General features: G+C 67.2%; 21 protein-coding genes. 13 read left to right on the forward strand and 8 right to left on the reverse strand.

Features of this window, described 5'->3' with window-relative positions; translation table 11 throughout:
- Window positions 1-27 precede the first annotated feature (27 nt).
- The 4 genes from OHA70_RS20455 to OHA70_RS20470 are packed head-to-tail and all read left to right on the forward strand — an operon-like array spanning window position 28 to window position 3,531.
- Window positions 28-816: a DUF4097 family beta strand repeat-containing protein gene (locus tag OHA70_RS20455; RefSeq protein WP_328334949.1), complete on the forward strand. Its 789-nt coding sequence runs from the start codon at window positions 28-30 to the stop codon at window positions 814-816.
- A gap of 46 nt (window positions 817-862) precedes the next feature.
- Window positions 863-1,519: an HAD family hydrolase gene (locus tag OHA70_RS20460; RefSeq protein ID WP_328334951.1), complete on the forward strand. Its 657-nt coding sequence runs from the start codon at window positions 863-865 to the stop codon at window positions 1,517-1,519.
- 2 nt (window positions 1,520-1,521) lie between these two features.
- Window positions 1,522-2,739: a glycosyltransferase 87 family protein gene (locus OHA70_RS20465; protein WP_328335172.1), complete on the forward strand. Its 1,218-nt coding sequence runs from the start codon at window positions 1,522-1,524 to the stop codon at window positions 2,737-2,739.
- Between the two features lie 36 nt (window positions 2,740-2,775).
- Window positions 2,776-3,531, forward strand: coding sequence for a phosphotransferase (locus OHA70_RS20470; RefSeq protein ID WP_328334953.1), 756 nt, complete (start codon window positions 2,776-2,778; stop codon window positions 3,529-3,531).
- 34 nt (window positions 3,532-3,565) lie between these two features.
- Here the strand turns inward: OHA70_RS20470 and OHA70_RS20475 are convergent, their stop codons facing one another.
- Together OHA70_RS20475 and OHA70_RS20480 are read right to left on the reverse strand one after the other, a co-directional pair.
- Window positions 3,566-4,891, reverse strand: a complete 1,326-nt coding sequence (locus OHA70_RS20475; protein WP_328334955.1) for a hypothetical protein — start codon at window positions 4,889-4,891, stop codon at window positions 3,566-3,568.
- A 10-nt stretch (window positions 4,892-4,901) separates the two neighbouring features.
- Window positions 4,902-5,399, reverse strand: a complete 498-nt coding sequence (locus OHA70_RS20480; RefSeq protein WP_328334957.1) for a cupredoxin domain-containing protein — start codon at window positions 5,397-5,399, stop codon at window positions 4,902-4,904.
- Between the two features lie 223 nt (window positions 5,400-5,622).
- On the opposite strand from OHA70_RS20480, the gene OHA70_RS20485 reads away from it, so the two are divergent.
- The 4 genes from OHA70_RS20485 (at window position 5,623) to pruA (ending at window position 10,443) form a co-directional block, all read left to right on the forward strand.
- Window positions 5,623-7,122 (forward strand): WS/DGAT/MGAT family O-acyltransferase, encoded by a 1,500-nt coding sequence (locus OHA70_RS20485; RefSeq protein WP_328334959.1) that lies wholly within the window; start codon window positions 5,623-5,625, stop codon window positions 7,120-7,122.
- Entirely contained in the window at window positions 7,119-7,658 is a 540-nt protein-coding gene (locus tag OHA70_RS20490) for a DUF6912 family protein (RefSeq protein ID WP_328334961.1), read from the forward strand. The genes OHA70_RS20485 and OHA70_RS20490 overlap by 4 nt, the downstream gene beginning before the upstream one ends.
- Window positions 7,659-7,710: 52 nt before the next feature.
- The gene (gene ku / locus OHA70_RS20495; RefSeq protein WP_328334963.1) at window positions 7,711-8,655 is read left to right on the forward strand and encodes a non-homologous end joining protein Ku; all 945 of its coding nucleotides are present in this window, start codon (window positions 7,711-7,713) and stop codon (window positions 8,653-8,655) included.
- Between the two features lie 159 nt (window positions 8,656-8,814).
- Window positions 8,815-10,443, forward strand: coding sequence for an L-glutamate gamma-semialdehyde dehydrogenase (pruA, locus tag OHA70_RS20500; RefSeq protein ID WP_328334965.1), 1,629 nt, complete (start codon window positions 8,815-8,817; stop codon window positions 10,441-10,443).
- Between the two features lie 208 nt (window positions 10,444-10,651).
- Here pruA and OHA70_RS20505 read toward each other — a convergent pair whose 3' ends face one another.
- The gene (locus tag OHA70_RS20505; RefSeq protein WP_328334967.1) at window positions 10,652-11,308 is read right to left on the reverse strand and encodes a TetR/AcrR family transcriptional regulator; all 657 of its coding nucleotides are present in this window, start codon (window positions 11,306-11,308) and stop codon (window positions 10,652-10,654) included.
- A 138-nt stretch (window positions 11,309-11,446) separates the two neighbouring features.
- Here OHA70_RS20505 and OHA70_RS20510 point away from each other — a divergent pair, with 138 nt between their 5' ends.
- Window positions 11,447-12,310: an alpha/beta fold hydrolase gene (locus OHA70_RS20510; RefSeq protein WP_328334969.1), complete on the forward strand. Its 864-nt coding sequence runs from the start codon at window positions 11,447-11,449 to the stop codon at window positions 12,308-12,310.
- A 65-nt stretch (window positions 12,311-12,375) separates the two neighbouring features.
- On the opposite strand, the gene OHA70_RS20515 is transcribed toward OHA70_RS20510, so the two are convergent.
- The 4 genes from OHA70_RS20515 to OHA70_RS20530 all read right to left on the reverse strand — a co-directional run bounded on the left by OHA70_RS20515 (window position 12,376) and on the right by OHA70_RS20530 (window position 14,571).
- Entirely contained in the window at window positions 12,376-12,567 is a 192-nt protein-coding gene (locus tag OHA70_RS20515) for a hypothetical protein (RefSeq protein ID WP_328334971.1), read from the reverse strand.
- An 82-nt stretch (window positions 12,568-12,649) separates the two neighbouring features.
- Window positions 12,650-13,189, reverse strand: a complete 540-nt coding sequence (locus OHA70_RS20520; protein WP_328334973.1) for a DUF2505 domain-containing protein — start codon at window positions 13,187-13,189, stop codon at window positions 12,650-12,652.
- A 132-nt stretch (window positions 13,190-13,321) separates the two neighbouring features.
- Window positions 13,322-13,993 carry a DUF6036 family nucleotidyltransferase gene (locus OHA70_RS20525; RefSeq protein ID WP_328334975.1) on the reverse strand — a complete coding sequence of 224 codons (672 nt, stop codon included), beginning with the start codon at window positions 13,991-13,993 and terminating at the stop codon, window positions 13,322-13,324.
- A complete protein-coding gene (locus OHA70_RS20530) occupies window positions 13,990-14,571 on the reverse strand; it encodes a helix-turn-helix domain-containing protein (RefSeq protein ID WP_328334977.1) in 582 nt (193 codons plus the stop codon). The genes OHA70_RS20525 and OHA70_RS20530 overlap by 4 nt, the downstream gene beginning before the upstream one ends.
- A 314-nt stretch (window positions 14,572-14,885) precedes the next feature.
- Here OHA70_RS20530 and OHA70_RS20535 point away from each other — a divergent pair, with 314 nt between their 5' ends.
- The 4 genes from OHA70_RS20535 (at window position 14,886) to OHA70_RS20550 (ending at window position 19,178) form a co-directional block, all read left to right on the forward strand.
- Window positions 14,886-16,931, forward strand: coding sequence for a DUF1906 domain-containing protein (locus tag OHA70_RS20535; protein WP_328334979.1), 2,046 nt, complete (start codon window positions 14,886-14,888; stop codon window positions 16,929-16,931).
- A 122-nt stretch (window positions 16,932-17,053) separates the two neighbouring features.
- Complete coding sequence (locus OHA70_RS20540; RefSeq protein WP_328334981.1) at window positions 17,054-17,524, forward strand: MarR family winged helix-turn-helix transcriptional regulator; 471 nt, start codon at window positions 17,054-17,056, stop codon at window positions 17,522-17,524.
- A complete protein-coding gene (locus OHA70_RS20545; RefSeq protein ID WP_328334983.1) occupies window positions 17,521-18,147 on the forward strand; it encodes an NADPH-dependent F420 reductase in 627 nt (208 codons plus the stop codon). The genes OHA70_RS20540 and OHA70_RS20545 overlap by 4 nt, the downstream gene beginning before the upstream one ends.
- On the forward strand, window positions 18,144-19,178 hold the full coding sequence (locus OHA70_RS20550; RefSeq protein WP_328334985.1) for an LLM class flavin-dependent oxidoreductase: 1,035 nt from the start codon (window positions 18,144-18,146) through the stop codon (window positions 19,176-19,178). The genes OHA70_RS20545 and OHA70_RS20550 overlap by 4 nt, the downstream gene beginning before the upstream one ends.
- Window positions 19,179-19,233: 55 nt before the next feature.
- Here OHA70_RS20550 and OHA70_RS20555 read toward each other — a convergent pair whose 3' ends face one another.
- Window positions 19,234-22,881 carry a S8 family serine peptidase gene (locus OHA70_RS20555; protein WP_328334987.1) on the reverse strand — a complete coding sequence of 1,216 codons (3,648 nt, stop codon included), beginning with the start codon at window positions 22,879-22,881 and terminating at the stop codon, window positions 19,234-19,236.
- Window positions 22,882-22,920 lie beyond the last annotated feature (39 nt).

The raw sequence follows: 22,920 nt of genomic DNA on the forward strand, positions 1-22,920 counted from the left end.
GCCCCGGCGATGTGCCAGGGTTGGGCCATGTCCGATATCGAGGGCCGTCCGGCCAGCACGATGAGCACCGAGCGCCGCTACGGCATCGCGATCTCGGTCGCCCTGATCCTGGGCGGCGTCTACTGGGCCCTGACCAGCCTGAGCGAGGACACCAAGACCAGCCACCAGACCTACCCGGTGGTCGGCACGGCGCTGTCGATCGAGACCAGTTCGACCGAGCTCCAGGTCCACTCCGGCGACGTCAAGGAGATCACCGTCGACCGGAAGTACAAGCGCAACGCCCTCGGTTCGGACCCGAAGGACAAGTACGACAACGGCAAGCTGGAGATCAGCGAGTCCGGCTGCGGGTTCCTGTCGTTCGGCTGCGACACCGACTACGTGGTGACGGTGCCGAAGGATCTCGACGTGACGATCAAGAGCAGCAGCGGCGACCTCAAGGTGATCGGCCTGGGCGGAGCAACCACGCTGGAGTCGAGTTCGGGCAAGATCGAGGCGCACGACCTGTCCGGAAACCTCACGCTCGAGTCGTCGTCCGGCGATCTCGAGGCGGTCGGCCTGACCTCGGGCTCGGTCACCTCCAAGAGCAGCTCGGGCAGCGTCGACCTGAGCTTCCGGTCCGCGCCGACGACCGTGGACGTGGTGACCAGCTCCGGTGACGCCTCCGTACAGCTGCCGGAGGGCGCCGAGACGTACAAGGTGGACACTGACAGCAAGTCCGGTGACGAGAAGGCCGAGGTCAAGATCGACCCGGCCGCCACCCGCACGATCAAGGTCAGATCCTCCTCGGGCGACGCGGTGGTCGAGTACGACCGGTGAGCGGGCGGCCGGAACCCGTGACCATGTCCTGAGTAGTCTTGCGCGCATGCCTGACGACACGCCCGTACTCCGTGGCCTGCTGGTGGACTGGGGTGGTGTGCTCACCTCCGGTCTGGACGACGCACTGGGCCGCTGGGCCGAGTTGGACGGCCTCGACTTCGAGGCGTACTACCGGGCGATGGTCGACTGGCTGTCCGCCAGCCCGGTCGAGGCCGAGGTGAACCCGATCCACGCGCTCGAGCGCGGCCAGATCGCGGTCCCCGACTTCGAGCGCAAGCTGGCGTCGATGCTGGTCCGCAAGGACGGCGGCCCGGTCGAGGCGGAGGGCCTGATCGAGCGGATGTTCGCGCACTTCGAGCACCAGCCGCAGATGTCCGCGCTGATCCGCCGCGCCCGGGGCCACGGCATCAAGACCGCGCTGCTGTCGAACTCCTGGGGCAACAGCTACCCGCGGGAGACCTGGGACGGCATGTTCGACGACATCGTCATCTCCGGCGAGGTCCACCTGCGCAAGCCGGAGCCGGAGATCTACCACCTGGCGGCGCAGCGGCTCGCCCTCCGGCCGACCGAGTGCGTCTTCATCGACGACCTCGAGCTGAACGTCGTCGCCGCCCGCGAGCTCGGCATCACCAGCATCCTGCACACCTCGTACGACGAGACGCGACGCGAACTGGAAACCCTCTTCGGAGTCGATCTGACGTGACCATGACCACCACCCCACCGAACACTTCACCGGGCACCGACCGCCGCTGGATCGTCGTCGCCGTCCTCGGCTGTGCGGCCTTCGTCGCCCTCGGCGCCTGGGCCTACGGACTGTTCGACGGCATGATCGACCTGCGCGTCTACCGGTTGGGAGGCTCGGTACTGCTCGACCGCGCTTCCCTGTACGACGCGCAGCTGCCGGGCTCGGGTCTGCCGTTCACCTACCCGCCGTTCGCGGCGATCGCGATGGTGCCACTGGCCGTCGTGCCGTGGGGCGTCGCGCTGGTCGTGTGGACGACGATCTCGGTGCTCTGCATCGCGCTGATCTGGCGGGCCGCACTGCCCGCCGACGCCTGGACACTCGTCCCGGCGCAATGGCGCGACCGGCGGATCGTAGTACTGGCTGCGTTGACTGTTCTTTCGTTGCTGCTCGAACCGGTCTGGCAGACGATCCAGTTCGGCCAGATCAACTTGTTGCTCACCGCAATGATCTTGCTCGACCTGGTCCGGCCGGTGAATGCGAAGTGGCGTGGGTTCTGGGTCGGCGTGACGATCGGGGTGAAGCTGACGCCGCTGCCGTTCCTGGCGTTCCTGCTGATCACCAAGCAGTGGCGGGCGTTCCGCAACGCGGTGCTCGGGCTGCTCGCGACGATGGCGATCGGTTTCGCGGTCGTACCGCACCAGTCGTGGGAGTACTGGACCGTGGTGATCCGCAACGCGAACCGAGTCGGCGGGCTCGCGTACACGGCGAACCAGTCGTTCATGGGGTTCCTCAGCCGGCTCGGTGACGAGGCGTCCTGGGTGCAGCCGGTGTGGTTCCTGCTGTCGGCGATCTTCGGGCTGGCCGTGCTCTGGCTGGCCCGGAAGTACTGGCTCGCCGACGAGCGGGTGACCGCGATCTCCGTGATGGCGCTGGCGGTGCTCTACGCGTCGCCGGTGAGCTGGAGCCACCACTGGGTCTGGATCATCCCGCTCGGCATCAGCCTGATCCGCGCGGTCCACCGCGAGTGGGGCCGCACACCCGCTCTAGTGACCGGCGTGCTCTGGTACGGACTCTTCGTGCTCAGGTCGATCTGGTGGGTCCCGTTCCGCGACGGCCGCGAACTCAGCTGGACCTTCTGGCAGTCCATCCCCGGCAACTCCCACCTGATCCTCGGCATGCTCGCCTTCCTCGCCCTGGCCTACACGAGCCGGTCCCTGCCCAAGCAGCCTGCTGCCTAGACGGTTCGGTCGTAGTACCTCTGACAAGATGTGGGTGTGGATCAGAGGCTGGAGGGTGGGTTCGACGGTGGGGCCTCATTGGTCGGTGGCACGGTACGGCGTACCGCGGGCCGCTGGACGGCATCTGTTCATGCGCTACTGGCTCATCTAGAGGCTGCTGGGTTCTCGGAGGCGCCGCGGGCGTTGGGTATCGACGTCGACGGGCGGGACACGGTCAGCTTCTTGCGTGGGCAGACGGTCGGGAATTCGCTGCCCTGGCCGTCGTGGACACACAGCTCATCGGCTCTAACGGACGTTGCGCGGTGGCTGCGCCGGTACCACGCGGCCGTTGCCGACTTCGTTCCGCCGAAAGACGCGAGCTGGCGCGAAGGAGGAGTGTGGCGGCCGGGCCTGATCGTCGCGCACAACGACGCGGCGCCGTACAACGCGGTATGGACCGCTGACGGACTGGTCGGCTTCGTCGACTGGGACATGGCCGGGCCGGTACGCCAGGAGCTGGATGTCGCCTGGGTCGCCTTTTCCTGGACGCCGCTGCACGCCCCTCACGTGGTCGCCGCCGAAGGCTTCACCGACCTCGGCTCGCGGCTGTCCCGACTGTCGGTCTTCCTCCGGGAGTATCGCTGGCAAGGCACTACCAGCGACGTCCTCGACCTCGTCGCCGAACGCCTGACCGTGCAGCTGACTCTTATGACCCGGGCTGCGTCCACCGACCCCACCTACCAGCGGATGCTGGCCGCCGGTCGCCACCAAGACCTGACGGTGGCCCTCGATCAACTAGCCACCCTCCACTGACAGCACGGCGTCGGGCGGCGGCGCCCGCGTAGTACTAGGCGGAGAACAGCAAGAGCAGGCCGCCGACGGTGTAGCCGACCATGACGATCAGTAAGGGGAGTTGGCCGGCCAGGGCCTTGTTGCGGGGGAAGAGGGCTACTGCTCGGTCGTGGGCGGAGACGACGCCCATCAGGTGGCCGGAGACTACGGCCAGGACCTGGATGACCGAGATTGTCGTGCTGTGGTTGGTGATTCCCGTGTTGAGGCCGAGGAGGCCGGTGCCGAAGATGTTGGCGCCGTTGGACAGCGGGTCGCTCAGGTAGATGAGGGTCCGCTGGCCTTCCAGGATCAACAAGGTCAGGTAGTGCGCAACGACGTACCCGAAGGCGATCGGTACTACGGAATGCGCGAACAACCCGGGAAGCGCCGTCCGCGAACTGTCCGACAGCCGTCCGGCGAGCAGCGTCGCGCTCGAATACGTCACCAGGACGAACAGGATGAAGACGATCAGCGCGAGCGTGCCGAGCGTGGTCATCGAGTAGTCGGTGTTCTGCGCCCAGCCGATCCACGCCGTCGAATTCGAGAACCCGTCGTACGCCGTGGAGCCGAGAAGCGCCGCGACCATGCCGACCAGCCCTGGTTGCGCCTTCAGACCGTCCAGGTTCTCCAGTGGGCGCCGGATGACCAGCTTGCCGTCGTCGCGCCGGCCCCAGGGGGACAGCCGCGCCATCAGCGTCGCGTAGACCTCGAACGGGTCGGCCGTCGAGAACCACCGATCACCGAACAAAAGAGCGCCGAACAGCGTGATCACGACGTACAGCGCGAGCCACGCCTGCAGGACCGGCTGGGTGGCGCGGTCCGGAGCGACCAGCTCCAGCCAGGTGAAGGCGAAGATGCCGAGCGCGGCCGGCCACATCCCGAGCCACTTCGGCAGCGCGAGGAGGCCCTGGGACGGCGGCTGGCGGAGCAGTTTGCTGAGCAGCAGGTGGATCGTGCGCAGCGGGTTCAGCGTGCGCCAGACCGGGCCGAGCAGCAGCGAGATCGGTACCAGCCCGACCCAGACCAGGATGTAGATGAACCCGAAGATCGGGTTCGTCAGCCGGTCCACGCCGAACAGCAGCGCCACCATCGCGTACAGGAAGATCGCCAGCCCGACCAGCCGGACGAACCAGCGGAAGCCGCTCGAGTCGACCGTACGGGTGATTGCGTCCGGCAACGGCTTGCCGGACTTGTCACCCCGGTACTTCGGGTTGCGCCAGGCCAGTCCGAGGACGACGAACGACAGCGCGATCGCCACCCCGGCGCCGCCGACGGCCAGCCCGAACGGTACGGGCAGGTCCTGCCGGCCACCGATCCCGTGCAGCGGCAGGAGCAGAGGCATCACAGCCGGGTCAGGAGACGACGAGCTTGGCGACCAGCTTGCCGCTCTCGTGCGTCTCGACCTCGAAGGTGCCCTTCATGTCCGCGGTGAACTTCACCGACGCGGTCTTGCCCGGCGCCAGCTCGAGCTCCTTGTCGTAGCCGTGGATGTGCAGCTCGTCCTTGGCGTCGCTGGTCGCGGTGACCAGCACGGTCTGGCCGGCCTTCACCTTGATGCTCGAGCCGCTCGGGTTGACCTTGCCGTTGGCAACGACGACGTTGATGGTCACGTCCGCGGTCTCACCGGACGGGTCGGCGGTGTTCGACGGGGACTTCGTGTTCGGCGTACTGCCCGGGGTGCTGCTGGCGGTGTCGGTCGGCGTCGACGTCGGCGCGGTGGTGGGCGCGCTGGTCGGGTTGCTGCTCGGGCTCGAACTGCTCTTGGAGTCGTCGCCGCAACCGGCCAGGACGAGCATGCCGAGAGCGGGCAGGAGCGCGAGCGCGGTACCGCGGGAGAACGTCGAACGCATGAGACGAGGGGCCTTTCGAAAGGTCGGTTCAGTTGCCGGGCGCACGACACGCCCTCTTGCCTGACGAACGCGCAGGGCCCAGTGTTCCCGCTATGCACCATCAGTCGTGTCACGGTCGCTGACAGCCAGGTTCGCCACTCGCAGCAAGTGTCGCAGCCCACTGTCCGTGGACCCGGTTAGGGTGACTGAACACGAAACCTCAACGCCGAAGGAGGGCCCGCGAATGCCGGACCGGTTGACGTCGCTGGACCTGACCTTCCTGAAGGCCGAGAGCCCGGCCACGCCCATGCATGTCGGCACCGTGGACATCTTCGAGCCGCCGGTGCACGGCGACGACGGGTTCGACTACGAGAGCCTGGTCGCGCTGATCCGGGACCGGATCGCCTTCGTGCCGCGGTACCGGCAGCGGATCCAGCAGATCCCGGGCCGGTTCGCCGGGCCGATCTGGGTCGACGACGAGGACTTCGACATCACTTTCCATGTACGCCGGTCCGCGCTGCCGCGGCCTGGCACGCATGCGCAACTGCTGGAGCTGGTCGCGCGGATCATGTCGCGGCGGCTCGACCGGGCCCGGCCGCTGTGGGAGATGTACCTGGTCGAGGGGCTGCAAGGGGACCGGTTCGCGATCATCGCGAAGTCCCACCAAGCGCTTGTCGACGGCAACAGCACGGTCGACATCGGTCAGGTCGTCCTGGATGCCACCGCGCACCCACGGGACACCCCCACCGACACCTGGCAGCCGGCCCACCCGCCCTCGGCCCTGGAGCTGCTCGCCGGGGTGTTCGCCGACGCGACGCGGAGCCCGACGGCGGTGCTGGAGCTGGCGCGGGCCGAGATGACGAGCCTGACCGGCTCGACGTCCCTGCGTGAGGTGCTCGGGGACGTGGTCGGCTCGGTGGTCGCGCAACGGCACGTCCAGGAGAGCTCGCTGCACGTCAAGACGTCCGGGCAGCGCCGGTTCACGACCGTGCAGACCGACCTCGAGGACTATCGGGCCGTCCGGGCGATGCACGGCGGCACGATCAACGACGTGATCCTGGCCGTGGTGGCCGGCGCGCTGCGCGCCTGGATGATGACGCGTGGCGAGTCGGTGAGCCCGACTCGCGGGGTGCGCGCCGTAGTACCGGTCAGCATCCGGGACGACGATGACGAGGAGCCGACGTCGCTCGGCTCGCGGGTGATCTCCTCGACGGTGAACCTGCCGGTGGGGGAGAACTCGCCGGTCATGCGGCTGCACCAGATCTCGTACCAGACCAAGGTGCACAAGGACACCGGGCGAGCCGTCAGCGCCCGCTCGCTGGTCGGGATCGCCGGCTTCGCGCCGACCACGCTGCATGCCCTCGCGGCACGGGTGGCGACGGCGACGGTCCGGCCGATCGACGACGTGGTGATCACCAACGTGCCCGGGCCCCAGTTCCCGCTCTACGCTCAGGGCGCGCCGATGCTCGCGTCGTACCCGGTGGTGCCGTTGATGCCGGGGCAAGGACTGTCCGTGGGCGTCACGTCGTACGACGGCAAGGTGTCCTTCGGGCTGAACGCGGACCGGACCGCGATGCCCGACCTGGCCGTCTTCGCGCAGTGCGTCACGGATGCGCTCGACGAGCTACTGGATACGACCAAGGGGAGCCGGAGCCGCGCATCGCGGGGTCGCCGGACCGGGGCGGCGGGGCGGGGAAAGCAAGGAAAACAGCAACCTCGCAGTACCAAGAAGGCGGACTCATGAGGATCTACATCCCAAGTACCATTCCCCTGCTCGACGCCGCCTGTCACGCGGGGGAGTTCGGACCGGCGCCACAGACCGTGTACGCCGTGACGCCGGCGCTGCGCGAGTGGTTCGCGACCGCGGACGACGAGGAGCTCGAGTACGCCGCGATGGAGCAAGCAGCCCGGGCCTCGGTCGGACTGATCGCGGCCGACCCGGACGCGCCGCGGAAGCGGGTCGTCGTGGCCTGCGACGTCAGCGCGATCCCGCCGGCCGATGGCACCGTCCAACTCGGGGACGCGCGGCTCGAGCTGCATGTGGTGGTCCCGTGGACGGCCGTCGCTGCGGCGCACCTGGACGGCGACCCCGCCGTGGAGGTGGTCCGCAAGGCTGCGGAGCTGTGGGACGTGGCGCAGGGAGATACCGCGAATCCTGCCCATGAAGACGCTGTCTTCGCCCTCGACTCGTGCGAAGGTGAAGACCTGCTGTGGTACGCGACACAGGAGATCCCGGATTTCCTCGCGGCCCAGGGGCCGCGCGGCAGACTCCGGAGCTGACCTTGCTGGACTGGACCGTGCTGGGCGACGAGCTGACAGGGAGCTGATGGCGATGCAGGCGATCTGGAAGGGCGCCATCTCGTTCGGGATGGTGACGATCCCGATCAAGGTGTTCTCGGCGACGGAGGAGAAGGACATCTCCTTCCGTCAGGTGCACGTCGCCGACGGCGGCCGGATCAAGTACAAGCGGGTCTGCTCGATCGACGGCGAGGAGGTCCCGTACTCCGATATCGGCAAGGGCTACGAGATGGCCGACGGCCGGATGGTCGTGCTCGAGCCGGAGGACTTCGCCGACCTGCCGCTGTCGAGCAAGAAGGTCATCGACGTGCTGGAGTTCGTGCCGGCCGACCAGGTCGACCCGCTCTACCTCGGCAAGTCGTACTACCTCGCTGCCGACGGCGGTCCGGGCGCCAAGCCGTACGTGCTGCTCCGGGACGCGCTCGAGGGCTCCGAGCTGTACGCGCTGGTCAAGGTGGCGCTGCGGTCCCGCGAATCGCTCGGCCTGCTCCGCACGCACGACAACGTGCTCGTCCTCCAGGTGATGCTCTGGCCGGACGAGGTCCGCGACTCCTCCTTCGCGGCGCCGGACGAGGACGTGGAGATCCGCAAGCAGGAGAAGGCGATGGCGGAGTCGTACATCGACACCCTGCGCGGCGAGTTCGACCCGGACCAGTACCACGACGAGTATCGGCATGCGCTGGAGCAGGTCGTCGAGGCGAAGGCTGCCGGCGTACCGATGCCTGCCGAGTCGGAGGAAGAGGAGACCGAGGGCGCCGAGGTAGTCGACTTGGTCGCCGCCCTCCGCGCCTCCGTGGAGGCAGCCAAGGCCCGCCGAGCAGCCGGCGGCACCGGCGGCGGAGGCCACGGCGACGCAACCCCCGCCAAGAAGGCCCCCGCTGCAAAGAAGGCCCCGGCCAAGAAGACCGCCGCCGCCAAGAAGACCGCAGCCCCAGCCAAGAAGACAGCAGCCAAGAAGGCCGCCAAGAAGTCGGCTTGATCACAGTCCGCCCAGGCCACCTCAGCGGTGTCCTGGGCGGAGTTTTCGATAGGACCTGTCAGGTTCGTGGTTCTCGTTTGGACATGGCACGATGGCAACGTCAGTTCTGGAGGCCGCCCGCTGAGACCCAGTCGAGCCGAACGAGGAGCACCGCACACCATGGATGCCGTCACCGCAGTACCTACTCCGATCAACGAGACCGTGCGTGGGTATGCGCCGGGTTCGCCCGAGCGGGGCAGCCTGGAGGCGAAGCTCAAGGAGTTCAACTCGGCCGGTCCGATCGACCTGACCTGCACGATCGGCGGCGAGCAGAAGCTCGGCGGCGGTACGCCGTTCCAGGTGGTGCAGCCGCACAAGCACGCCCACGTGCTCGGCACCCTCGGTAACGCCACCGAAGCGGACGGCAAGGCGGCCGTCGACGCGGCCCTCGCCGCTGCCCCGGCCTGGCGGGCGCTCTCCTTCGACGACCGCGCCGCCGTCTTCCTCAAGGCCGCCGACCTGCTGGCCGGCCCGTGGCGCGACACCCTGAACGCGGCGACCATGCTCGGCCAGTCGAAGACGGTCCAGCAGGCCGAGATCGACGCCGCCTGCGAGCTGATCGACTTCCTCCGCTTCAACGTCGCGTTCGCGCGCAACATCATCAACGACCAGCCGATCTCCTCGCCGGGGATCTGGAACCGGGTCGACTACCGCCCGCTCGAGGGCTTCGTCTACGCGATCACCCCGTTCAACTTCACCGCGATCGCAGGCAACCTGCCGACCGCGCCCGCGCTGATGGGCAACACGGTCGTCTGGAAGCCGTCGCCGACGCAGCAGTTCGCGGCGCACTGGACGATGCGGCTGTTCGAGGCCGCGGGTCTGCCGGCCGGTGTGATCAACCTGGTCACCGGCGACGGCATCGACGTCAGCAAGGCCGCACTGACCCACCCGGACCTGGCCGGCATCCACTTCACCGGCTCCACGAAGACCTTCCAGTCGCTGTGGGCGACGGTCGGCACCAACATCTCGTCGTACAAGACCTACCCGCGACTGGTCGGCGAGACCGGTGGCAAGGACTTCATCCTGGCCCACCCGTCGGCCGATCCGGCAGTACTGAAGACCGCGATGGTCCGGGGCGCTTTCGAGTACCAGGGCCAGAAGTGCTCTGCTGCCAGCCGCTCGTACGTCCCGCGCAGCGTGTGGAACCAGATCCGCGACGACATCGCCGCCGAGACCGACTCGCTGACGATGGGCGACGTGACCGACCTGTCGAACTTCATCGGCGCCGTGATCGACGACCGCGCCTTCGCCAAGCACAAGGCGGCCCTCGACCGGGCCCAGCAGTCGGCCGGCATCGAGGTCCTTGCCGGCGGCACCTATGACGACTCCGAGGGCTACTTCGTCCGCCCGACGCTGCTCGTCTCGGACGACCCGACCGACGAGATCTTCTCCACCGAGTACTTCGGCCCGATCCTCGGCGTGCACGTCTACGAGGACGGCGACTTCCACAAGGTCATGCAGCAGATGGAGCACTCGGCGCCGTACGGGCTGACCGGTGCGGTCATCGCGCAGGACCGGCACGCGGTCGCCGAGGCCGCGGAGTACCTGCGCTTCGCCGCCGGCAACTTCTACGTGAACGACAAGCCGACCGGCGCGGTCGTCGGCCAGCAGCCGTTCGGCGGAGCCCGCGCGAGCGGCACGAACGACAAGGCCGGCTCCATGTGGAACCTGATCCGCTGGGCCAGCCCCCGGTCGATGAAGGAAACCTTCACCCCACCCACCGACTACCGCTACCCCCACCAGGGCTGACGGAACACCCGCACCCCGTACTTCATCTAGCGAGCTGGAGCGTTGCCCCACCCAGAATCTCTGGGGTGGGTTGACCCGGGTTGTGCTGGCGGGGCGGGTGGGTAGCGCACCCGCGAGTTTGTCGGGTCACCGAGCGGATCAGAGTGCTGCTCAGCAACCAAGCTTGTGTGGTGCTCAGCGACCAGCTGCTGGGCGCTTGTCGGGAATCCTAGGCAGCTAGGCCTCGGCGGACGGTGATGTAGAAGGACGTGAGGTCCTCGATCAGGCTTTCTACCTGGTCGGGGACGAACGGGTCCGCGTCGAGTAGCCAGTCGGCGATCAGGTCGAACAGGCCGCCGACCAGGCCGATCGCGATCGCGTGCCGCGCGCGCAGGTCCGGCTCATCGCGGTCCAGCTCCTCGGCGGAGTCCGGCACGCCGTCGTACCGGTCCCAGATCTGTTCGAGGAAGCTGGCTGCCCAGCGGCGGTTGGTCCGTCGTTGCCGCTCGACCGTCTTGGAGATGCCGCCGGCCTGGCCGAACGTCACCTTGGCGACCCGCGGATCGTCGAGCAGCGCGTGAGCGAAGGCCGCGACGATACCGGGCACTGCCTGCCGTTCGTTGCCCTCGGCCCGTGCCGCGACCGCCATCATGTCGGCCATCAGGCGCTCCGAGGTCCGCTGCAGCAGCGCGACGTAGCAGTCCTCGCGGTTGTCGAACACCTCGTAGAAGCTCTTGGTGCCGACGTACGCCGTAGTGCAGATCTGCTCGATCGACGTTCCCAGGTAGCCGTGGGCCGCGATCAGGTCGAGCGCGGCGTCCAGTAGCTGCTCGCGGCGCTCAGCCTTGCGTTGGTCGGCCGTCAGGCCTCTGATCACTCGCCCCATGGCCTGACGTTACCCCCGGTTGCCGGTCGGTAACCAGTAGGAGAGTTATGAACACGAGGACTTGTTCATAACTCCGAGACGTGCTCCACTGTCGGTCATCCCGTCGTCACCGAACGACACTGCCCCTCGGGAGCCGTCATGAGAAATGCTCTCCGGCGAGCCGCAACAGGCCTGGTGGCCGCTGCACTGCTCGCCAGTACGTTCACCGCCTCGGCAGAGGCCGCAGCACCCAGCTCTGGCTTCGACAACTGGTCCTGCAAGCCGTCCGCCGCGCACCCCAACCCGCTGGTGCTGCTGCATGGTCTGGGCGGCAACGGCCCGGGCAACTACTCCTTCCTCGGCCCGTACCTCGCAGCGAAGGGCTACTGCGCCTTCACGCTCACCTACGGCCAGGCGACGCCGGCCATCCCGGTCGGCGGGACGGTCTCGATCGTCCAGTCGTCGGCGGAGATCGAGGCGTTCGTCGATCGCGTCCGGGCCAGCACGGGAGCGGCCAAGGTCGACATCGTCGGGCACTCCGAGGGCGGCTTCCAGAGCCTGTACGGCCCGAAGGTTCGCGGGTACGCGAGCAAGGTCGGCCGGGTGGTCGCACTTGCGCCGCCGACGCACGGTACGACCTTCGGCGGTCTGGTGAGCGTCGGCGACTACCTCGGCCTGCGTCCGCTGGTCGACCAGATACTGAGCCAGTTCGGCTGCCCGGCCTGCGACGAGATCATCGTCGGCGGTGCCGAGGTGGCGAAGCTGACGGCCGGCCCGATCGCGCAGCCGGGGGTCAAGTACACGGTGATCGCCTCACGCGCCGACGCCTTGGTGACGCCGCACGAGACCTCGTTCATCCGCGAGCCCGGGGTGACGAACGAGTTCGTCCAGGACACCTGCCCGCTGGATCCGGTCGGCCACGTCGGCCTCGCCTTCGACCCGACGGTCGCCCAACTCGTCTCCAACGCCCTCGACCCCTCGCACGCATCACGCGTCCTCTGCGGCTTCGGCCCGCCGCTCTAAGACCTGGGGATGGCGCGGATGCCGACAGCAGGGGAGCCGGCATCCGCGCCATTGTTCTGCTTTTGCTAGGCGGTGTGGTGGAGTTGCTGGGCGGCGGGGCCGATCAGGACGGCTGAGCCGCAGGCGACGCAGATCCATTCGTCGGACAGGTCGTCGGCGGGGTGATCGCCGGGATTGACCCGTTCGAACGGGACCGTGTCGTCGCAGAGTACGCAGTACCGGGTGTCGTCGATCGGGCTGCGGCGTCGGGTACGCATCAGAAACCCACCTCCGATAGTCCTTCTCAGGTTGCCATCGGAGGTGGGTTCACCAGGTCAGCGACACGGTGTGCGCAGTAGGTCAGTTGTCGCCGTTGTGCCAGTCGCGGCCGAGATCGTGCTCCTTCTGCAGGCCCTTGCGGATCGCGTCGACGACGAACGGCTCGATCTTCTTGCCGATCAGCGGCACCGAGACCTTCACGTCCAGGTCGATCGCCTGCACGGTCTCGCCGCCCGTCGACTTGATGCTGGCCGTGCCCTTGAGCGTGACCGGGGTGTTGGCGATCTCGCCCTTCACATCGGCGTTGCGCGACCCGTCCGCGTTCGCCGGGTGCCAGGTCTCGGTCTGTACGACGGTCAGCGTCCCACCGACGAACTTCCGGGCGATGTCCGGTACATCGTCCGACGGCATCTCCCGCTGCACCCGCACCACGGTGTCCCCACCGGACTGGCTGACCTTCACGTCGTACGACAACGCCTTGGTCTTCTCGCAGGCCTGCTCGCGAAAAGTAGCGTCGGTGACGATCGCGAAGACTTCCTCAGGGGTGGCGTCATAAGACGCCGACATCTTCAGCTCCATGCCGGACATCATGACACTGCCCAGTACTACGAAAGCGCCCACGCGCCCACCGCCGACTCACACACCCGGACGCCCCTCGTCCGGGTTGAGCACTGGGCTACCTACCGGAACCCTCGCGCTCGACTGTGAGTCAACGCTGCGCTGGACGCACACCGTCTGACGGAACTGATGCCGTCATTCCGTCCTCCCGCGATCGCGGGAGGACGGGTGGCCCTGGCGACGTACGCCTGGCGTTCCAGTTCGATCGATCGGCATCCCCGGTGTCGATCGAGTCTGGGTGTTTGCCAGTAGCCGTTCGGCCCTGACTGCCAGGAGATGCGTCTCGCGACCGACGTCGTTGCCGTCGAGAATGAACTCGAGCGAATCCTCATCGGTGTAGTAGCGGTAGATCAGCTGTTCGAGCTCGTCGGCCGACGCGTGCTCCAGGTGAAGACGCCTGGCGAGAGCAACGATGTCGGCAGCGTCCTTGCGACGCTGTGCGACCAACTTGGTTGCCAGGAGGAACTCGTCGCTCGCATAGGTGATGTGCAGACCGGGCGCATCGCCCCGTTGCAACACACCTTCTGGCAGTGGCGGCATCCACGCGCTGGCCCGGGTATTCAGCCAATCCTCGGGGAGCTTGCGCTGGCTCGCCATTGCGCGAGCCTCGTCGACCACGGCGTCATCGCGTGTGATGGCGTCGATGTCCTCCGTCCGGCGGGGGTTGTCATCCGAGGTGACGGCGATCGCAGCGCCTCCGACGACGAAGACTGCCGCGGAGATGCCGCGCGTTTTCAGCCGCTTGTCGAGCTCCGAGAGGAGATCGACAATTTCGCTGGCGGTGAATTCGTTGCGCGGGTCGCTCATGCGGTTGCCAGGTCGCGAGCGGGGACGAAGATGTTGGCCTGCGCCAAGTAGTCCGGAGTTTGCTCGATGATCTCGTCACGCTCCAGGAACGGGTGCTCGGGAATCCATGGCTCGGAGAGGGCCTCGGCCCGGCTCCACTCGGGTGGATCTTCGCCTGCTGCCTCGAACTCGTGCGCGGTCAGAACGGCGAGCAGGGTGTCGAATCCCACCCGGCCAGTGGTGCTCGGCGCTGCCTCCCAAGCAGCTTCGGAGCCGTCGTGACGGCCTAGCAGTAGGCGCAGGTGGTCACGGCCTTGCAGCAGCATCCGCCAGGCCCAATCCTCATCACTCGCCTCGCGAATAGCCGTCGCGGTAGCTGGGGCGGTCATGATCCGGTACTCACGTGCGGCCCGAAGGGCACGAGCAATCCGGCCGGCCCGAAGAAAGAACTGGGCTGTCGGCTTGGTCCGGCCAGAACGGTAGGTGGAGAAGCGGGATGCAGAGGTGCCGAGGGCAGTGGCGAATGCAGCCTGGGACAGCCCACTCTCGGTGAGGGCGCGATTGAGCAGTTCGCTGACCGCCCGACTGTCTTTGTCCACCTTGAGGCTCCCCGATTCCTTATCTAATCAGATAATAGTCGAGAGGCTGCAGTGAGCCAAGGTTCTTTGGAGATCTTCGGCTCCTGGCGCCGCAGCCGAGGGTCCAGTGAGTCGCCATTCCGGCACGCTACTGCTCAACCCGGACGAGGCCCGCCCGAGTGCGAAGCCGATCGCCTGGTCGTCGACGGTCGAGGTGGCGCGTGGGGGATGCAGTGCCTGGGGGATTGCAGGAAGTTGCAAGGGGGGTGGGGTGGGTGGGGACCTTTGCGTCGGTAGGGTTTCAGGGCTCGGGGGTGGCTACGTGAGGAGATTTGGTGAGGGTTTTCAGGGCTGCTGTGGTTTCTACCGTGGTTGCGTTGGTGGGTGGGCTGGTAGCGGGGGCTGGTGTTGCGGGGGCGGAGGATACGAAGACCGTCTCGTACCTTGGGTATGAGGTGAAGGTGCCTGCCAGTTGGCCTGTGGTGGATCTGGTGAAGGATCCGACGGCGTGCGTGCGGTTCGACCAGGCGGCGGTTTACCTGGGGCGGAGTACTGCGCAGGCTGATTGCCCGGCGCACCTGGTGGGGCGTAGTGAAGGGCTGGTACTTCAGCCGCTAACGGCACCGGCCAAGTCGACCGAAGGCGAGCTGCAGGTTGCCGTCGAGGGTGCTGGTGTATTGGCGACCGCGTACTACGTACCTGGTGCGGATCAGGTAGCGCGCAAGGTGCTCAGCACCGGGCGGGTGACCGCGAAGGCGCAGGCCAAGGCGGCGCCCAAGGCTCCGCGGAGTATCCAGGCGGCGCCGTCGATCATCGCGACCAAGAACATCAACCAGCCCGCGTTCGACACCTGCGCGGCACCCAGCCAGGACACCATGACGGCATGGGGTGGGACGACCACGCCGTACCGCGCAGTCGGCATCTACATCAGTGGCGCGTCCCGCGCGTGCGCCCAGCCGAACCTGACTCCGGAATGGGTCACCAAGCAGGACGCGAACGGCTGGCAGTTCCTCCTGATCGACGTCGGTCGGCAGGCGCCCTGCACCACCTACTCGAGCAAGATCTCCACGGTCCCCGCCACTGCAGTCGCGGAAGGCCGGACGGCAGCGGCCAGTGCAGTTGCTTCGGCGCAGGCGCTCGGGTTCGCTCCGCGGAGCGCGATCTACAGCGACATCGAGCACTACACCTCGACGGCTGCCTGCAAGGCCTCGGTGGCCTCCTACATCAGCGGCTGGACGCAGGAGCTCAACGCGCGCGGCTATGTCGGCGGCGCTTACGTCAGCGCGTCCTCCGGTGGTGCCGATCTGTCCAGCACTTACGCCAGTACGGCGTACACGCGGCCGGACAACTTGTGGTTCGCCCACTGGAAGAACACGCCCGTCCTTACGAGCAGGTTCATCCCCGCCGGCGACTGGGCGGTGCACCAGCGAGTGCACCAGACGGATGGCGACCTCAGTAAGAAGTACGGCGGTGTGACCCTCCAGGTCGACGAGAACATGCTCGACCTGTCGGTACCGCCGGCTGCCGTCACTGGCGTCACCGGTACGGGCCGCAATGGGTCTGCCGTGCTGCGCTGGACCGTACCGGCGTCTACAACTGCCATCCAGATCGTCGTACGCCGCAACGCGGGCAAGGTCGCACCGGCGCTCCCGACCTCCGGTACTGCGGTCTACGCGGGTCCGAGTGTTAGTGCTGTCAACGCGGGCGGCCTGGTGAGCGGTACCGGCTATACCTTCCGTACCTGGGTGAAGAACAACTACGGCAAGTACAGCCCGGGCGCTGACATCTACCTCCCCGGTACTTCGAGCACGGCCGCCGCGAGCGCTGCGTCCATCATGTACACGGGGTCGGTCACGCTGAAGAGCCAGGTGAAGCGGCTGGACACCGGCGCGGCGCTGGCCGGCGTACCGGTGACTCTGTATGCGAAGGCGATCAACGCGTCCAAGTGGAGTGTCGTTGCGACGGTGACGTCGTCCGCCACTGGCGCGGTGGCCGCGGTACACAAGCCGACCGTCACCACGCGCTACATGTGGACCTACAACGGCACCACCAGCCTCCTGGGCTCGGGCAGCCCCACCATCACGGTCGGTGTCCACCCGGCACTGTCGAGCTACCTCACCCCGGCCGCGATCAAGCTCGGCGCGAGCGCTGTCTTCTATGGCTACCTCAACCCGGCCCATGCCGGCTCGACGGCGTACCTGCAGCGCAAGTCCGGTACCAAGTGGGTCGCGGTAACCACCGCCAAGCTGTCGTCGAACGGCAAGTACACCTTCGCCATCAAGCCGACTGCCCGAGGCACCTACACCTACCGCGTCGTCTGGCTAGCCGACGCCGACCACCAGGGCACCCAAACCGTCGCCAAGATCCTGACGGTCAAGTAACAGCTGGGGGTGCTTGTACTGCGGTACAAGCACCCCATACGCGTGGGAATGACGGACCTGCAGTATGTGCATTTGGTTGATGTGTCATCATTGATACATCAATCAGATTTGAGGTGTGTGGGGTGGCCGAGCGGCGGTTGTCGGTGGGGGAGTTGGGTGTTTGGCGGGCGTTGGTGGATACGACCGACGAGTTGCGGCGGCGGTTGAGTGTGCAGTTGGCGGAGGAGTCGGGGTTGTCGCCGGCTGACTATCGGGTGTTGCTGGCGTTGAGTGAGGCTGACGGGAAGCGGAGTCGGTCGTCGAGGTTGGCTGAGCAGATGGAGTGGGAGCGGAGTCGGCTTTCGCATCAGTTGGGGCGGATGGAGAAGCGGGGGCTGATTCGGCGGGAGGACTGCGCGACCGACAACCGCGGGGCGGAAGTGGTGCTCAGCGCCGAAGGGGCGGATGCGTTCAGGAAGGCAACGGCGCCGCACGCCAGGGCGATCAAGAAGCATTTCGCCGATGCGCTGACGCCACAACAGTTCGATGCGCTCAAGGACATCCTGCAGTCGCTGGAAAAGCATCTCCAGCAAGAAAGGCATCTGCAGCGATGAGGATCGCAGTGCTGGGTGCTGGGCATGTCGGGCCGGTGATCGCTCGGGTGGCGATCGAGGCCGGGTACGACGTATCGATCGCGGCGTCGGGGGATCCGGCGAAGATCGAGTTGATCACGCAGGTGATGGTGCCGGGAGCCAAGGCGCTCTGGGCAGCTGATGCCGCGGCGGATGCGGACCTCGTGGTGCTGGCGATCCCGCTCCACAAGTTCGCCACCTTCGACCCGCAGATCGTCAAAGGCAAGCTGGTCATCGACACGATGAACTACTGGCCGCCGGTCGACGGAGTCCAGGAGCTGTTCGAGGATCCGGTGCTGACCAGCAGCGAGATCGTCCAGCGACGACTCAAAGACTCAGAGGTCGTGAAGACCTTCAATCATCTCGGTTACCACGAGCTTGCCGATGACCGCAGGCCGCCGAACCATCCGGAGCGCCGTGCGATGGGCATTGCAGGCGACCAAGGGCCGGCGCAAATAGTTGCCGACGTCATCGATGCCATCGGCTACGACCCTGTCCTGCTGGACGGCCTCGACCAGGGCCGCCTGCTCGCGCCCGGTGGCCCAGCCTTCGGCGTACCCCTGAGCAAACCAGAACTTCACAAGAAGAAAGAGATGCAGCAATGACAGACTTCCCGCTCGTGCTCGGGCTGGACACCTTCGGCGACGTCACCTCCGACGAGCAGGGGCGGCCGGTCTCCCACGCGCAGACGATCCGCGACCTGGTCGAGCAGGGCGTGAAAGCGGACGAGGTCGGCCTCGACTTCTTCGGGATCGGCGAACACCACACCGACGACTTCCCGCTGTCGGCCGCCGACGTGGTGCTCAGCGCGATCGCCGCCCGGACCGAGAACATCCACCTGGGCTCGGCCGTCACCGTCCTCAGTTCGGACGACCCGATCAGGGTCTTCCAGCGCTACTCGACCCTCAACGCCGTATCGAACGGTCGCGCCGAGGTCATCCTCGGCCGCGGCTCGAGCATCGACTCGTTCCCGCTGTTCGGCTACGACCTCGCCGACTACGAGAACCTCTTCGAGGAGAAGACCAATCTCTTCGCCGAGATCCTCAAAGGCGGCCCAGTCACTTGGGAGGGCAAGACCCGAGCAGCCCTCCAGGACCAGGACGTCGTACCGCACCTGGATACCCCGTTGCCGACCTGGATCGGCGTCGGCGGCAGCCCGCAATCGGTGATCCGGGCGGCGCACTACGGCTTCAACCTGATGCTCGCGATCATCGGCGGCAGCCCGTCACGGTTCGCACCGTTCTCCGACCTGTACCACCGTGCGCTCGAGCAGTACGGCCGCGACCAGCTCCCGATCGGCGTGCACTCGCCCGGCCATGTCGCCGCTACCGACGAGCTGGCCCGGGAGGAGTTCTGGCCGCGCTATCTCGAGGTGATCACCCAGATCAGCAAGACCCGTGGATTCGCGATCCCGACCAAGGCCCAGTACCTGGCCGAGGTCGGCCCGAAGGGCGCGCTGTTCGTCGGCTCACCCGAGACCGTCGCCCAGAAGATCACCGCGACCCTGAAGAACCTGAAGGCCACTCGCTTCGACCTCAAGTACGGCATGGGCGGCCTCACGCACGACTCCCTGATGACCAACATCGAACTCTTCGGCACCCAGGTCGCTCCCCGCGTCCGCGAGTTGATGGCCTAGCTACCGGCCGGCTCACCCTGCACGAGTGAGCCGGCCGGTGCATGGGCAGCTGGTATCAGCGCAGACCGACTGCGCGGTCGATGGTCTGGCTGACGCTGTTGCCCGCCTTGTCGCGCGCAGTGGCGCGGAGGCTGACGAAACCAGCCTTCGACGGTGCGTCCAACCGGCCGATCCAGTCGTTGCCGGAGTGACGCAATGACAAGGGCTTCCAGTGCGCGCCGTTGTCGTAGGAGACGTCCAGCGTGACAGTGCTGATGACGCCGGCGCCGGCCGCGCCGGGTAGGTGGGACGGCGTCACGGTGAGGTCGGTACGCCGCGCAGCCCGGCCGGCCAGGTCAGTAGCGATCCCGTAGTCCAGCTGGATCAACGGCAGCGTCTCCAACGTCGAGTAGTCGGCGTTGTCGGAGATGAAGCCCCACTCGGTATGAGTCCGCGGCGAGTACGGCCGATCAGGTAGGTCACGCGTGGTGTCGACGACGAGCCGGTACGGAAGCTTGTCCGGCGAAACCTCCGACGAGACGAAGTCACTGCCCTCGCTCACCAAGGCGCTGCCCTGGTAGAGCGTGGTGTTCAGCGTGACGCCGCCGTAGACCGTTCCCTCGTGGCGTCCGTCGCCCCACCCGGGCATCCCGAAGACGCTGATGATGTCACCGACCCGCGACGGCGGCGTGCTCATCGCATTGTCCGCGAGCAGCCGCGGCCGCTGGATCCCACCGAACCACGTCTCCTTGGTGGTACTCCGTGCCTTGTACGCCGTCGACGACCCGAAGAGCATCACGTCGGAAACAGCCGTCTGGGTCAGCCACTTCACGCCGGCCCCGGCCGTCACCCACGCCGTGTAGTTGCCTTGCGCAAGGACCGGTGTCGCCGTCGCGCCGACCGCCCAGGTGAGGTCGGCGGAGAGGTCGTAGCGGATGTCCAGCGCCTCACCCTGCTTGGTGTCCCGGAACGACTCGTCGATGCGAGCCAGCTCACCCGGACCCGGCCGGTACGACGGATCGGCGGGGATCGCCCCATCGTGATGCTGCACCAGGTCATACAAGTACTGCGGTTGCGGATGCGAAGTCACCACGAGAGTGCGACCGCCACGCTTGATCCGGTCGAGGAACTGCTGACCCCGATCGGCGCCGAGCGAAGCCACCGGCAACCCCGGCGTCTCCTCCTGCGGCAGATCGGCCCAGGCGTCCAACGGCCCGAACCCGTCGTTGATGATCACCAGAAGCTTGGCGCCGGCGGCAACAGCCAAGGAAGCCTGCTCAGTGGGCGCAACCGCATCGTTGCGCCGGACAACAGCAATCTTGCCTCGCGCAACAATCGTTGCGAAGTCAGCGGCCGAGCCGTTGCCGGCCACAACCACCGGATAGGCGAAGACACCCGCCGGCAATGACGGTGACCAGCTCTGCAGGTTCACGTCGAACGAACCCACGGTCAACGGCGACTGCACCTCACGCCACCGCGAGGCAAACGTGTACGACCCTTGCGTCACCTTGCGAGTAGGAGTCGCCCACAAGCTGTCGTAGATCCACGGCTCGAGCTGATAAGTGTCGACAAACCGATGAAGATCTCCGAAGCTCCGGTACTGATCGACCCGCACGTAGCTGTTCACCGTCTGCTGAGGAGCGACAGCCTCGACCTTGCGCAGCTTCGACGCGTCGAAGGTCAGCGTCCGATCGCGATCGACGACCACCTCGGGGTCGCTGAGCACGGCCCGGCTGAGCGAATGCGGGCTGTCGAGCCCCGGAGCATCGGCGTACAGCCAAGCGGCGTACGTGCTCGACTGAATGCTGAGGTCCAGCTTGCCGGTCGCGTCGACCTCGTAGACCTTCGGCACGGTATCGCGCTTGATGTCCTTCATCACGAGCACGCCGGGCAGCGAGGAGCTGACGCTCAGCTTGACCCGCTCGCTCTGCTTGGTAAGGCCAATGGGTGTGTGAGTGCGCAGTACGCCATCAGCCCCGGTGGCAGTCAGTACTGCGCTGTAGCCGGCGTCTTCCACAGCAGCGCCCAAGTGGCTGACAACTCCGACCGTCGCCGTCCCACCAGCGGGCACAGTCACGGAAGGCGCGGTCAGACTGAACAGGCCGTCCGGGATGCCCTGCGTCTTCAGCGCCAGGTTCAGCGTGATCGGCGCAGCGCCGGTGTTCGTGTACGTGACGTCCTTCTGCACTGACTGCGAAGCCGGATACGGCCAGGTCGCAAAGGCAAAGGCCGACCCAGTCGCGAAGACAGTGCTCCGCACCGCGGCAGCAACATCCAGGCGACCACTGCCGGCTGCGAACGGGCTGTACTGCTGGGTCGTCTTGGTCGTACTGACCAGCGCGTCCTTCAGTTGCTGCCCACTCCAGTCAGGATGCGTCCGGGCGAGCAACGCGGCCGCGCCCGCGACATGCGGCGTCGCCATCGAAGTACCGCTCATCGTCAGGTACGGGCCCTCACCTTCCGGCGCGTACTGCGAACGCGCGGCGAGCACATCGACACCGGGCGCCGTGAGGTCGGGCTTGAGTCCGTTGTCGCCGGTACGCGGGCCACGGCTGGAGAACACCGCGAGCCGGTCGGCGCTGTCAACGGCCCCCACGGTCAGGGCGGCGTCGGCCGCACCGGGTGCGCTCACGGAGTACGGGTCTGGACCCGAGTTGCCGGCGGCGATGACGAAGAGGGCGCCCGTCTCGGCGCTGAGCCGGTTGACGGCCTGGCTCATCGGGTCGGTCCCATCGGTGGGGCCGGAGCCGAGGCTCATGCTGATCACCTTGGCGTGCTGGTCGCGGGCGGCCCATTCCATCCCGGCCAGGATCCACGAGTCCTGGCCGCTGCCGTCGTTGTCGAGCACCTTGCCGATGTGCAGCTTGGCGCCTGGCGCGACGCCGCGCTCGACCCCGCCCGAGGCTGCGCCGGTACCAGCGATGGTCGATGCGACGTGGGTGCCGTGGCCGTGTCGGTCGGTGACGTCGAGCCCGGGGACGAAGCTCTGCGAGGCTGCGATCTGCCCGCCGAAATCGGGGTGTGCGGCGTCGATACCGGTGTCGAGAACGGCCACGTCCACGCCTTGTCCGGTGTCGCCGTCGGCCCAGACCTCGGGGGCGCCGATCTGTGCGGTGGTGTCGGCCAGCGTCGCCTTCGCCTTGCCGTCCAGCCAGATCTTCGCGATCCCGCCACCCAGCGTGGCCGATCCAGCCGAGCGCTTGGCAGCGGCGCCTGTCAAGGAAGTCCACAAAGCTGCAGAGCGAGAGGCGGTCAGCGCAGCGCCCTGGATGCTGCTCAGCGAGAGCGTCCGGCGAGCGCCGGCAGGGACGGCCTGCTTGCGAGCCGCCGCGTCCGTGTACGTGACGATCAACGGGAGCTGGTTGCTGGCCGCGTCGTCGTAGCCGTCGGCAAGCAGTTCGGTGACGTTGAACAGGTGCTCGTCGAGGACGCCGGACGCGAGGTACGGCAGCGCGGCGTCGGGATAGACGTAGGTGTCCTTGCCCGACGTCATGATGTGTGCGCCTGCTGGGCGACCGGCCGGATTCTGCACCGTCGCGGTGGTGTGGCCGTCGGCGGTGACAGCTGCGGTCACCTTGTCGCCGGTGATCAGCGTGACGGTCCGCAACGGAAGAGGGGAGCTGGGCGAGGGGAGTGGCGGGGTGGCGTGGGCCATGCCGGGGGTCGCGAGCATGGCCAGAGCGGCACCGAGGGCGATCACCCCACGTCTGGAGGAGGGCAGCAAGGGGACTCCAAAGCTAGGTGGAGCCCTGATTAAAGGCAG

Source organism: Kribbella sp. NBC_00382 (assembly GCF_036067295.1).
Lineage (GTDB): Bacteria > Actinomycetota > Actinomycetes > Propionibacteriales > Kribbellaceae > Kribbella.